Raw genomic sequence first — 11,397 nt, forward strand, 5'->3', positions numbered from 1 at the left:
TCGCGTCCACTGTGTTAGTTCTGAAATAACGAACAGCTGTGATTTTAGCCAGCGTTCAAATTTCATAGTGTTTCGGTGGTCATAGCGTTAGGGAAACGCCCGGTTACATTCCGAACCCGGAAGCTAAGCCTTTCAGCGCCGATGGTACTGCAGGGGGGACCCTGTGGGAGAGTAGGACGCCGCCGAACAATCATTGTGGGAAAGCCCCGCACCTTCTGGTGCGGGGCTTTTCTGCGTTTCAGGGACACTCGCCCCGCGCAGTGCGTCGCAGTCCCGGCTTCACCAGTCGGCGGGGTAGCCCTTGACCACGAGGTCGGGGACTTCCTGGGGGGTGCCGCGGCCAGCGTATCCACGTCGGGGGGACGGAGCCTTTAGGTTTGGGGCATGGGCTATGACCTCGTCATCTTCGACAACGACGGCGTGCTGGTGGACAGCGAGCCGGTCGCCAACGGCATTCTGGCCGGGTACCTGACCGAGCTGGGGCATCCCACCTCGTACGAGGACTCGCTCCGCGACTACATGGGAGCCGCCGTGCACCGGGTGCACGATCTCGTCTTCGAGCGGACCGGGGAGCGGCTTCCCGCCGAGTTCGATGACGTTCTGCACGCACGGACCTTCGCCGCGTTCGAGCGGGAGCTGACGCCCGTCGCCGGTGTCGTGGACGTCCTCGACGCCCTCACCGCGCACGGGATGCCGTACTGCCTGGCCTCATCCGGGAGCCACGAACGGATCCGTGTCGGACACCGGGCGGCCGGGCTCGGCGCATGGTTCGAGGAGGAGTGGATCTTCAGTTCCCAGGACGTGGGGAAGGGGAAGCCCGCTCCCGATCTGTTCCTGCACGCGGCCCGGGCCATGGGCGTCGATCCCTCGCGGTGCGTGGTGATCGAGGACAGCCCGCTCGGGGTGCGGGCCGCCGTCGCCGCCGGGATGGACGTGTACGGGTTCACCGGGATGATGCCCGCCGAGCGGCTGGCCGGGGCCACCGGGTTCTTCGGGCACATGAAGGAGCTGACGGGGCTTCTGGAACTCCCCGTGTGATCTCTCTACCCACGGGTAGCCCGCAGGCCTACGCTGTGCCGCCATGACAGAAGACGTACGGCTGCGCCGGGGCAGGGGCTCCCTGGGGTTCAGCTTCTTCGTGCAGGGCGTGACCTTCGCCCTCCTCGTGACGCGGATCCCCGCCATCCAGGACCGGTACGGGATATCCGACGGGCTGCTGCCCGCCTTCCTCGCGGCCGTGCCGATCCTCGCCGGGGTGTCCAGCGTCGCCACCGAGCACCTGGTGAAGCGGGTCGGGCCCGCCACCGTACTGAGGTGGGCGCAGCCGCTGGTCCTGCTCGCCCTGCTGGGCGTCGGGGCCGGCAGCCGGATGTGGCACGCGGCGCTGGCCCTGGGGGCGTTCGGGCTGTCCGTCGGTGCGCTCGACGCGTCGATGAACATGCTGGGCGTCAGCCTCCAGCGTGCGTACGGGCGCAGCATCATGCTCGGCTTCCATGCCGCGTACAGCCTGGGCGGGATCGTCGGGGCGTCCGCCGCGTGGGCGGGGGCGCACTGGCACCTGTCGCTGTTCACCTCGTACCTGCCGGCGGTGGTCGTGCTGTTGCCGCTCGCGTTGTACGGGAGCCGGTCCTACGTCGGGCGGCCCGGCGTGGGGGACGAGGCGGCCGAGAAGGGGCTGGGAGCCGGCGGGTTCAAGCTGCTGCTGCCGCTGTGCCTGGTGATGGCGTGTGCGTACATCGGGGATTCGACCGTCTCGAACTGGAGCGCCAAGTACCTGCAGGACGTGCTGGGGAGCTCGGAGCAGCTGGCGACGGTTCCGTACAACGTGTACATGGTGACGACGCTGGTCGGGCGGGCCGTCGGGGACCTGGGCGTGCGGCGTTTCGGGGCGGTGTCCGTCGTGCGGATCGGGACGCTGGTCGCGGCCGGCGGGTTCGCGGTGGTGGCGGCGGCTCCCGGCGCATGGGCGGGGATGTTCGGTTTCACGCTGCTGGGGATCGGGTTGTGCGTGATCGTGCCGCAGACCTTTGCGGCGGCGGGGCGTCTTTTCCCCGGATCCTCCGATACGGCCGTCGCGCGGCTGAACATCTTCAACTACGTGGGCTTCTTGGTCGGATCGCCGCTCGTCGGCGGGATCGGGGACGCCTGGAGCTACCGGGGGGCGATGCTCGTGCCGATGGCGCTGGTCCTGGTGACGCTCTTCCACGCCCGTTCGTTCGGCGCGGAGGGCGCCCGATACGGTGTCGGGCATGAGCGGCCGCGGGTTGTTGATGTGGGACGAGGCGGTAACGAGGTATGACTTCGGACCGAGCCATCCGATGGACCCGGTGCGCCTGGCGCTGACCATGGGCCTGGTGCGCGCCTTCGGGCTGGACCGGGAGATGGAGGTACGGGCGGCCCGCGCGGCGGGGGACTCCACGCTGCGGCTGGTCCACCGGGAGGACTACGTGGCCGCGGTGCGCGAGGTGTCCGCGGATCCGGGGGTGGCCGACGGGTCGTACGGGCTGGGGACGATGGACGATCCGGCGTTCCACGGGATGCACGAGGCTTCGGCGCTGATCGCGGGGCAGTCGGTGGCGGCGGCGGAGGCGGTCTGGCGGGGGGAGGCCGAGCACGCGGTGAACTTCGCGGGCGGGCTGCACCATGCGATGCCGGGCGGGGCGGCCGGGTTCTGCGTGTACAACGACGCGGCGCTGGCGATCGCGCGGCTGCTGGAGCTGGGGGCCGAGCGGGTCGCGTACGTGGATGTGGACGTGCACCACGGGGACGGGGTCCAGGCGGCGTTCTGGGACGACCCGCGCGTGCTGACGATCTCCCTGCACGAACATCCGCGGACGCTGTTCCCGCAGACGGGCTGGCCGGAGGAGACGGGCGGGCCGGCCGCGGAGGGTTCGGCGGTGAACGTGGCGCTGCCGGCCGGGACCGCGGACGAGGGATGGCTGCGGGCCTTTCACGCGACGGTGCCGGAGCTGCTGGCCGATTTCCGGCCGCAGGTGCTGGTGACGCAGCACGGGGCGGATACGCATGTCGAGGACCCGCTGGCACACCTCGCGGTGTCGTTGGACGCGCAGCGGGCGGTGCAGGAGGCCTGTCACCGGCTGGCGCACGAGTACGCGGGCGGCCGGTGGGTGGCTCTGGGCGGCGGCGGGTACGCGGTCGTGGACGTCGTACCGCGGTCGTGGACGCACCTGGTGGGGATCGCGGCGCACCGTCCGGTCGATCCGCAGTCGCCGGTGCCGGACGCGTGGCGGGACGAGGTGTACGCGCGGACGCGGCAGCCGGCGCCGGCCCGGATGACGGACGGGCGGACGGTCGCGTGGCGGGACTGGGAGGCGGGCTACGATCCGGCCGACCGGATCGATCAGGCCGTTCTGGCGACCCGGCGGGCGGTGTTCCCGTTGCGTGGCTTGCTCACGTAAAGCCTGGATGCGGAGAAGCATCGTTACGCCAACTGTGGGGCGGTTCGCCGGAATTGATGCTCCGCCAGGTCTGGTGCGGCAGCATCGGAGGGTGTTGAGCACCGGCGCGTTGCGTGCGCATCTGCTGGCCGCCCGGTTGGCCGGGCCCGTCGCCACCTCGCGGGAGGAGAGCCTGCGCAGCTACCGGCTGTTCGCCGCGCGGGATCCTCGGGTGCTGCTGGGGCTGGATCCGGAGTGGGGCTGGGGCGAGGGTGACCTGCTGGGGCTGATGGCGGAGAAGTGCGGGGTCTCGGCGGATCCTGCGCACGTCAGAGGGCCGGACGTGATCGATCCGGAGCGGACGTTGGCGGGGTTGGAGGCGTTCGCGGAGCGATTGCGGGAGGCGGCCGGGGCGCGGTCGCCCGTGATGTTCGGGACGGGGCATCCGCACCGTCTCCTGGAGTTCTACGCCAGTTTGGCGCGGTCCCTGTCGGCGGCGGGATGTGATGTGCTCACCCCGGCGAAGGGGGCCGATGTCGACATGGCGACCCGGTTCGGCGTACGCAGGCACAGCATCGATTACGTACGGGGAGTCGCGTTGGTGCGGGAACCCGGCGCGCGCCCTCCCGGGAGTGCCACCGGCGCGCACACCCATTCACCCCTGCCGGTTCGGATCGCGCTCGGGGCGCTCGCGGAGGCTGGAGGGCCGTTGCCGGAATTGGTGGTCGGGGATCACGGGTGGGTCTGCGGCGCAGGTCAGCTCGGTGTGGAGGCGATCGGGCTGGCGGATACGGACGACCCGGCTCTGTTCGTCGGCGAGGCTGAGGGGCGCGTGGCGGCGGTCGTTCCGCTTGATGACGCGGTGCACGCGGACTACTACAGACCGCTCATTCGGTATGTACTCGATCGGGCGAGACTGCCGGGTGCGCAGGAGTGGCCGTAGCTCCTCTTCCCCACTCGTATCACACGCCCCTACTCTGGGGAGTGAGCGTGCGACGACGAGGAGTAACCGGAGGGGAAGCCGGTGCCCCGTCATGCGCGGAAGGTCAAGGTGTGTCATGGCTGCTGGCGAGAGGCCTCTTATCGAGGTTGCGTTCCTGACCGTGGCGGAGGTCGCCTCGGTGATGCGAGTGTCGAAGATGACCGTGTACCGCCTGGTGCACAACGGCCATCTGCCCGCAATCCGGGTGGGCCGGTCCTTCCGGGTCCCCGAGAACGCGGTTCACGAGTACCTCCGAGACTCCTACGTGGGGGTGGAGACGGCTTGAGATTGACCCGCGGTGTCCCTCGGATTACAAGCTCGGAGCTCGGGCGGGTAGGCTAGGCCGACGTAGGTCGTGTGGGCCCAGACGCCCCGCACCAGTGAAGAAGAAGTGAGCGAGGGTAGTCGTGGGCTCTGTTATCAAGAAGCGGCGCAAGCGGATGGCCAAGAAGAAGCACCGCAAGCTGCTCAAGCGCACCCGCGTCCAGCGCCGTAACAAGAAGTAAACGGCAGCTGTACGTGTTCTCCGCAGCCCCTCCACCATTCTGGTGGAGGGGCTGCGGTGTAGCCGGGGGACGACGAGGAAGGCGCTGAGCTCGTGGGGAAGGTCGTGCTCGTTACCGGGGCAGCCCGGCAGCTGGGGGGCCGCTTCGTGCGGCGCGTCCAGCGTGATCCTGAGGTCGATCGGGTCATCGCGGTCGACGCGGTGGCGCCGGCGCACCGGCTGGGGTCGGCGGAGTTCGTCCGTACGGACATCAGGCAGTCGTCCATCGCCCGGGTGCTCGCCGAGCACGCCGTGGACACGGTGGTCCACCTCGCCGTGACCGGGAGCGGGGCGGGTCCGGGCGGCGCGGGAAGTGCCGTCAAGGAGACCAACGTCATCGGGACGATGCAGCTTCTGGGGGCCTGCCAGAAGTCGCCGACGGTACGGCGGCTGGTGGTGAAGTCGAGCACGTACGTATACGGGGGCGCATCGCGGGATCCGGCCGTTTTCACGGAGACCACCCAATCCAAGTCGCTGCCGGCGGGCGGCTTCGCGAAGGACGCCGTCGAGGTCGAGTCGTACGTACGGGGCTTCGCGCGCAGGCGGCCCGACGTGGCGGTGTGCGTGCTGCGCTTCGCGAACATCCTGGGACCGTACGCGGACTCCGCGCTCGCCGAGTACTTCTCGATGCCCGTGATGCCGACGGTGCTGGGGTACGACCCGCGGCTGCAGTTCGTCCACGAGGACGACGTGCTGGACGTGTTGCGGCTGGCGGCCGGGGAGCCCCAGCCCGGGACGCTGAACAGCGGTACGTTCAACATCGCGGGCGACGGGGTGCTGCTGCTGTCGCAGTGCGCGCGCCGGCTGGGGCGGCCGACCGTGCCGCTGCTACTGCCCGCGGTGACATGGGTGGGGTCGGCGCTGCGGGCGGTGGGAGTCACCGATTTCTCGCCGGAGCAGATCAGACTCCTCACGCACGGGCGCGTCGTGGAGACGTCCCAGATGCGGGAGGTGCTGGGATTCAAGCCGATGTACACGACCGCCGAGGCCTTCGCCGACTTCGCGCGCAGCCGCGGGAACGGGCTGCTGCCGCCGGAGCGCGTCGGGCAGGCTGTCGACCGGGTCGCGTCCGTGCTGAACGTGGACGGCCCGGACGTCGGGGTTGTCGGAGCCGATGAGGGAGCGCAGCGATAGTGGCGGACGCCAAGGTCATTCCGTTCGACGAGGACCGGCCGCGCCGGCGGGGCGCCGCGACCCGGAGAGTACGGGCGGTGCCCGCTCCGGAGCCGGTGGTGGACGCCGTGGAGCCGGCCGTGCCGCAGCCCCCCGTGGAGTCCGGCGGGGCCGCTTGGGACCGCAAGATCGCCGGCGGCCTGGCGTTCCTCAGGCGGCGGGTCACCGGGGACTACGAGGTCGACGAGTTCGGCTACGACGAGGAGCTGACGGACCAGGTCCTGATGTCCTTGATGCGGCCGCTGTTCGACAAGTACTTCCGGGTCGAGGTCAAGGGCATCGAGAACATCCCGGCCGAGGGCGGGGCGCTGATCGTGGCGAACCACTCCGGGACGCTGCCGCTGGACGGGCTGATGATGCAAGTGGCGGTCCACGACCACCACCCGGCTCAGCGGCACCTGCGACTGCTGGCGGCGGACCTGGTGTTCATGCTGCCGGTGGTGAACGAGCTGGCGCGCAAGGCCGGGCACACGCTGGCGTGCTCGGAGGACGCGCAGCGGCTCCTGGAGGCCGGGGAACTGGTCGGGGTGATGCCGGAGGGCTTCAAGGGGATAGGGAAGCCGTTCGGAGACCGGTACAAGCTCCAGCGGTTCGGGCGCGGCGGGTTCGTGTCGACGGCGCTGCGGGCGGGGACACCGATCGTGCCGTGCTCGATCGTGGGCGCGGAGGAGATCTACCCGATGGTCGGCAACGCCAAGACGGTGGCGCGGCTGCTGGGGATCCCGTACTTCCCGATCACGCCGACGTTCCCGTGGCTGGGGCCGTTGGGTGCGGTGCCGTTGCCGACGAAGTGGACGATCCAGTTCGGCGAGCCGATCGCGACGGACGGGTATCCGCCGGAGGCGGCGGAGGACCCGATGCTGATGTTCAACCTGACGGACGAGGTCCGCGAACAGATCCAGCACACGCTGTACAAACTGCTGGTGCAGCGCCGGTCCGTGTTCTTCTGAGCCGTTCCAATGCGTAGGCCCCCAGCCCCGGTCGGGGCCGGGGGCCTACGGCTGTCCCGTGTTACTCGGCGTCCTCCGCCTTGAGGCCCAGGCCCGGGAGGAGACCCGGGAGGAGGGGCGGCAGGGTGATGTCCGGCTGTACGTGCTCCGGGGAGGACGAGGGAGCCGGGCTGCTCTGGCCCGCGGGCGGGTGGAGGAGGTCGCCCGCGCCGCCCAGGAGGCCACCGGGGGCGGGTGAGGGCTTGCCGGCGGTGGTCGCGGGCGGGGTCGGGCTGGCCGAGGGCGCGCCCGCCGCCGGTGCGGACTGGTGCTGTCCGGCCGGAGCGCTCGGCTTGGCAGGGGCACCGGAGCCGCGGGCCTGCTCCGGGGGTTTCGGGAGCATGCTCTGCAGGGGCGCCACGTCATCGTCTATGGCCTGGAAGACCGACTCGACTTCCCCGCCCACATCGGTGAGCTGCGCCGGGAGCTTGTCCCGGAGCCGGCCCCACGCGTCGCGGTGGGAGCGGGAGAAGGACGACAGTGCCTGGATCGGGCCGAGCGAGCCGTCCCGTTGGTAGGCCGCCTGGAGGAGCCGGTGGCCCTCCGACGCGTCGTGCTTCATGCCCGCGAGGGCCCGGCGGATCTCGCCGAGCGACTCGTGGTCCAGTACGCCCGTCCGGCCGCGCTCCATCAGCCTGCGGGCTTCCGACAGGCGGTTGGAGGCCTGGTCGAGGTAGAGCTCGCCCCGGTCCGCGTCCTCGTCGGCCATCCCGAGCTTCAGGTCCTCCATGCCCCGTTTGATCGGGTAGAGGGAGTCACCGGGGAGGGCGTCGGTGCTGGCAGCGGCCACGCCGCTGAAGGCCCCCGCGGCCACACCCACGGTGAGGCCGCCCGCTGCGATGCCCTTGGACCAGCGGGAGCGGGGCCGCAATTTCCGGAGCGAGGTCGCCCGGTGGGCGCCGCGGCCGGTCCGCTGCTCGGGCACTTGAGGGTCCGAGGCGGCACCGCCCCCGGCCCTCTCTTCCATCACCATCGCCTCCATGGCGGCCACGAGCTGGGCTCGTTGCACCACTTTGACCTCGGGGTCCAGCACCGGGCGCGGCATTCTTTCGCCGAACGCGCTCGCCAGGGCCAACAACCGGTCGTGGTCGGCAGGTTCGGCAGGTGCCTCGGACTGCTCGGCCGCCGGGTCCGGTTCCGAAAGGTCGGATGGGTTCCGATCCTCCAGGGCCTGGGCGAAGGCGTTCGCCCGCCGGTGCGGAGTCACGTTCGCGATCACTGGCGGCACCTCCTCTCGTCATGACGATCGACTCCCCAAGGTGTCCGGAAGGTTGCCTGCCTTGAGCACATCCACACTTTCGAGTGAGCGGCTTCGGGCAGGGCGTGTCCACAGGGAGCCTGCATCCCGCACAACGAGCGGCGCGGCACTTGGGTTACGGACGAAGGATGATCGGACCACAGCGTCATCGGGGGGTCACCGGTTGTGTGGATTGTCAGGAGGGTCGGAAGGCGTGGGGGGTGGGGCTGGGGGAGGCGCCCGGTGGCGGTGTTCCGGGGCCGGGAGCAGGTCAGCGGGCGTCGTCCGGGAGCAGGCGGGCCAGGGTGCGGACCGCCCGGTACTGGAGCGTTTTGATGGCGCCCTCGTTCTTGCCCATCACGCGGGCGGTCTCGGCGACCGACAGGCCCTGGAGGAACCGTAGGGTCACGCACTCCTGCTGCTGGGGATTGAGCTTGCGTACGGCTTCCAGCAGGGCGGCGTTGGAGAGGGACTCCAGGACCGAGTCTTCGGGGGATCGTTCCACCTCGTTCGCGTCCAGCATTTCGCCCGTGGTCACTTCGAGGCGGAAGCGGCTGGACTTGAAGTGGTCCGCGACCAGGTTGCGGGCGATCGTCACGAGCCAGGCGCCGAAGTCGCGGCCCTGCCAGGTGAAGGTGGAGATGCGGCGCAGCGCGCGCAGGAAGGTCTCACTGGTGAGGTCTTCCGCGGTCGCTTTGCCGCCGACGCGGTAGTAGATGTAGCGGTAGACCGTGTCGCTGTACTGGTCGTACAGCCGGCCGAAGGCCTCGGCCTCACCGGCCTGGGCGCGTTCGACCAGGTCCATCATGCGGGCCTGGTCGCTGTCCGCGGTGGGGCGGCGGGCGGCGGGCGCGCTCGTTCCGGTGGCCGCGCCGCCGCCTCCTCCCGCGCGACCGCGTCTGCCCACCGTTGCTCCGCCGTCGGTCAGGGCATAGCAAGGACCGGCCGGGCCGAGGCCGGCAGGGACCGCGGCGGCGAAGGCGGGAACGGCGTACGCGGTGGGGACGAAGCTGCCGCGCAGGTGGTCGAGGACCGTTGCGCGCAGCGTAGCCAGGCCCGAGGCGTCAACCCCGACAGGTGGGTACACGGGACTCCCAGAGGCAGAGCTTCCATCACGTGCAGTGCGGGACCGTTCACCCGTCGTGGCGACAGATGGGCGGTGGCATGCGTCTGAGGAGAATAACGCTTCGTACAGGCAGCACTACACCCAGTTGCTCAAATCACCGATTCCGACGCTTCCGTTGCGTGTCCAAGGCATATTCAGTCGCAATTGGTGATCGGTTCTTGATCGGTTGGACGCGCGGAATGGACGCTTCCACGCTGGCTCGCGACCGAGTCGGGCATGCGGGAGTGGCGCGTGGGGCGCGGGGGTAGAGGTGGGGGAATGCCGTGGCGCAGCGGCCGACGGCGCACGGGAAGCCGCCCCGCGGGCCGCTGGGCGGCTTCTGCGCAGGCAGCGGGCGGGTGGTGGGGTGCGGGGCCCTACTTGCGGCGGCGGTGCAGGGCGATCGCGGCGGCCGCGCCGCCCGCGATCGCGCCGACCCCGGCGGCTGCGGGGACGCCGACCTTCACGGCCTTGCGGCCGGTCCGATAGTCGCGCAGCCGCCAGTCGTGTGCCCGGGCGTGCTTGCGCAGTTTTGTGTCGGGATTGATCGCGTACGGATGCCCGACCAGTGACAGCATCGGAATGTCGTTGTGCGAATCGGAGTACGCGGCGCAGTGTTCGAGGTCGAGGCCCTCGGCGATGGCCAGGGCGCGGACCGCCTCGGCCTTCGCGGGTCCGTGCAGCGGCTCGCCGACGAGGCGGCCGGTGTAGATGCCGTCGACGGACTCGGCGACCGTGCCGAGGGCCCCGGTCAGGCCCAGCCGGCGGGCGATGATCGTGGCGGTCTCCACGGGCGCGGCCGTGACGAGCCAGACCTTTTGGCCGGCGTCGAGGTGGGCCTGGGCCAGGGCGCGGGTGCCCGGCCAGATCCGCTCGGCCATGTACTCGTCGTAGATCTCCTCGCCGATCGCCATGAGTTCGCAGACCTTGTGGCCCTTGACGATGGAGAGGGCGCTGTCGCGGGCGTCCTGCATGTGTTCGGGGTCCTCGACCCCGGCGAGCCGGAACCAGGCCTGCTGCCAGGCGAAGCGGGCGAGTTCGCGGCGGTGGAAGAACTCCCGCTTGTAGAGGCCGCGGCCGAAGTGGAAGATCGCGGCGCCCTGCATGACGGTGTTGTCGAGGTCGAAGAAGGCCGCGGCGAGGTCGTCACCGGCGACGGGGAACTCGGGTTCGGCCGGTTCCGCTTCCTCGGCCGCCCGCGCGGCGGCCTGCTCGACCTCATCGGGCTCGGCCGGTGGTCCGGCGTCCGCCTCGTGGGCCTGCGCGGTCTTGCGGGCGGCCTCGGCCGAGGCCTCGCCTGCCAGCACGCTCCGCGCGGTTGCGGAGCGCCTACGGGGGGTGAGCCATCCCAGAGCGGCCATGACGCGAGCATAGCCATTGTGTTCGGGAGTTCCCGAACCGATGGGGTGCCGGGGGCGTGAACTCTTCGGTGCGGTGGTGTTACGCGGCGGCGCGGGAGAATGGGGACATGAGCCCTTTGCTGCGTCGTAAGGAAAAGAAGCGGCCCGGCGAGCGGTTGGTCACGCTCATCGGGAAGCCGGGGTGCCATCTGTGTGATGACGCCCAGGAAGTGATCGAGAAGGTCTGCGCGGAAGTCGGAGCGCAGTGGGAGAAGAAGGACATCTCGCAGGACGCGGAGCTGTACCGGCTGCACTGGGAGCAGATCCCGGTGGTGCTGGTGGACGGTGAACAGCACACCTTCTGGAGGGTGAACCCGGACCGGCTGCGGCGGGCATTGGAGGGCTGACCCTCCGGCCGGTTACCATCATGGGCGATTTGTGGGGTCTCGGGGGCGTATCGATGAGGAGTGTGTGCCGTTTTGCCCCCCTCGGGATTTGAACGGGTTCGGCGTGTTGTGGGTTCCCGTCCCGCGTGCCCGGACCGCGTGACCCCGGTCACTTTGCTCGGACAAAGCGGACACAATCTTTGTGCACGCGTTCACAAAGACATAGCCTGCATTCGACGGGGC

General features: G+C 70.2%; 12 protein-coding genes and 1 rRNA gene. 10 read left to right on the forward strand and 3 right to left on the reverse strand.

Annotated elements, in window-relative coordinates; translation table 11 throughout:
- The first annotated feature begins 71 nt into the window (after nucleotides 1-71).
- The 9 genes from rrf to OHA65_RS21475 all read left to right on the forward strand — a co-directional run bounded on the left by rrf (nucleotide 72) and on the right by OHA65_RS21475 (nucleotide 7,047).
- Nucleotides 72-188: ribosomal RNA gene (gene rrf / locus OHA65_RS21435) — 5S ribosomal RNA — on the forward strand.
- Between the two features lie 196 nt (nucleotides 189-384).
- Complete coding sequence (locus tag OHA65_RS21440) at nucleotides 385-1,038, forward strand: HAD family hydrolase (protein ID WP_405762299.1); 654 nt, start codon at nucleotides 385-387, stop codon at nucleotides 1,036-1,038.
- Nucleotides 1,039-1,081: 43 nt separating this feature from the next.
- Nucleotides 1,082-2,299, forward strand: coding sequence for an MFS transporter (locus tag OHA65_RS21445; RefSeq protein WP_327284726.1), 1,218 nt, complete (start codon nucleotides 1,082-1,084; stop codon nucleotides 2,297-2,299).
- Nucleotides 2,250-3,419 (forward strand): acetoin utilization protein AcuC, encoded by a 1,170-nt coding sequence (locus tag OHA65_RS21450; protein ID WP_327284727.1) that lies wholly within the window; start codon nucleotides 2,250-2,252, stop codon nucleotides 3,417-3,419. Before OHA65_RS21445 ends, OHA65_RS21450 begins: the two co-directional genes overlap by 50 nt.
- Nucleotides 3,420-3,510: 91 nt before the next feature.
- On the forward strand, nucleotides 3,511-4,341 hold the full coding sequence (locus OHA65_RS21455; RefSeq protein WP_327284728.1) for a phosphatase: 831 nt from the start codon (nucleotides 3,511-3,513) through the stop codon (nucleotides 4,339-4,341).
- Nucleotides 4,342-4,456: 115 nt separating this feature from the next.
- Nucleotides 4,457-4,666 carry a helix-turn-helix domain-containing protein gene (locus OHA65_RS21460; RefSeq protein ID WP_159044166.1) on the forward strand — a complete coding sequence of 70 codons (210 nt, stop codon included), beginning with the start codon at nucleotides 4,457-4,459 and terminating at the stop codon, nucleotides 4,664-4,666.
- A 121-nt stretch (nucleotides 4,667-4,787) separates the two neighbouring features.
- Nucleotides 4,788-4,886 (forward strand): 30S ribosomal protein bS22, encoded by a 99-nt coding sequence (locus OHA65_RS21465; protein ID WP_003948845.1) that lies wholly within the window; start codon nucleotides 4,788-4,790, stop codon nucleotides 4,884-4,886.
- Between the two features lie 92 nt (nucleotides 4,887-4,978).
- The gene (locus OHA65_RS21470) at nucleotides 4,979-6,058 is read left to right on the forward strand and encodes an NAD-dependent epimerase/dehydratase family protein (protein ID WP_327284729.1); all 1,080 of its coding nucleotides are present in this window, start codon (nucleotides 4,979-4,981) and stop codon (nucleotides 6,056-6,058) included.
- A complete protein-coding gene (locus OHA65_RS21475; protein ID WP_327284730.1) occupies nucleotides 6,058-7,047 on the forward strand; it encodes a lysophospholipid acyltransferase family protein in 990 nt (329 codons plus the stop codon). Before OHA65_RS21470 ends, OHA65_RS21475 begins: the two co-directional genes overlap by 1 nt.
- Nucleotides 7,048-7,108: 61 nt before the next feature.
- On the opposite strand, the gene OHA65_RS21480 is transcribed toward OHA65_RS21475, so the two are convergent.
- From OHA65_RS21480 to OHA65_RS21490, 3 genes are all read right to left on the reverse strand, one after another.
- The gene (locus tag OHA65_RS21480) at nucleotides 7,109-8,305 is read right to left on the reverse strand and encodes a DUF5667 domain-containing protein (protein WP_405762301.1); all 1,197 of its coding nucleotides are present in this window, start codon (nucleotides 8,303-8,305) and stop codon (nucleotides 7,109-7,111) included.
- A gap of 289 nt (nucleotides 8,306-8,594) precedes the next feature.
- On the reverse strand, nucleotides 8,595-9,410 hold the full coding sequence (locus OHA65_RS21485) for an ECF subfamily RNA polymerase sigma factor, BldN family (RefSeq protein ID WP_327284732.1): 816 nt from the start codon (nucleotides 9,408-9,410) through the stop codon (nucleotides 8,595-8,597).
- A gap of 395 nt (nucleotides 9,411-9,805) precedes the next feature.
- Nucleotides 9,806-10,789, reverse strand: a complete 984-nt coding sequence (locus tag OHA65_RS21490) for an HAD-IB family hydrolase (protein WP_327284733.1) — start codon at nucleotides 10,787-10,789, stop codon at nucleotides 9,806-9,808.
- A gap of 107 nt (nucleotides 10,790-10,896) precedes the next feature.
- Here OHA65_RS21490 and OHA65_RS21495 point away from each other — a divergent pair, with 107 nt between their 5' ends.
- A complete protein-coding gene (locus OHA65_RS21495; RefSeq protein ID WP_053790970.1) occupies nucleotides 10,897-11,175 on the forward strand; it encodes a glutaredoxin family protein in 279 nt (92 codons plus the stop codon).
- Nucleotides 11,176-11,397 lie beyond the last annotated feature (222 nt).

Origin of the sequence: Streptomyces sp. NBC_00045, from assembly GCF_045041095.1 — a bacterium.
Taxonomy (GTDB): Bacteria; Actinomycetota; Actinomycetes; order Streptomycetales; family Streptomycetaceae; genus Streptomyces.

Bases quoted from the DNA above. Each gene is read 5' to 3' on its own strand.
- OHA65_RS21445 (WP_327284726.1), top strand. From the start codon at position 1,082: ATGACAGAAGACGTACGGCTGCGCCGGGGCAGGGGCTCCCTGGGGTTC.
- OHA65_RS21495 (WP_053790970.1), top strand. From the start codon at position 10,897: ATGAGCCCTTTGCTGCGTCGTAAGGAAAAGAAGCGGCCCGGCGAGCGG.
- OHA65_RS21460 (WP_159044166.1), top strand. From the start codon at position 4,457: ATGGCTGCTGGCGAGAGGCCTCTTATCGAGGTTGCGTTCCTGACCGTG.
- OHA65_RS21490 (WP_327284733.1), bottom strand. From the start codon at position 10,789: ATGGCCGCTCTGGGATGGCTCACCCCCCGTAGGCGCTCCGCAACCGCG.
- OHA65_RS21450 (WP_327284727.1), top strand. From the start codon at position 2,250: ATGAGCGGCCGCGGGTTGTTGATGTGGGACGAGGCGGTAACGAGGTAT.
- OHA65_RS21440 (WP_405762299.1), top strand. From the start codon at position 385: ATGGGCTATGACCTCGTCATCTTCGACAACGACGGCGTGCTGGTGGAC.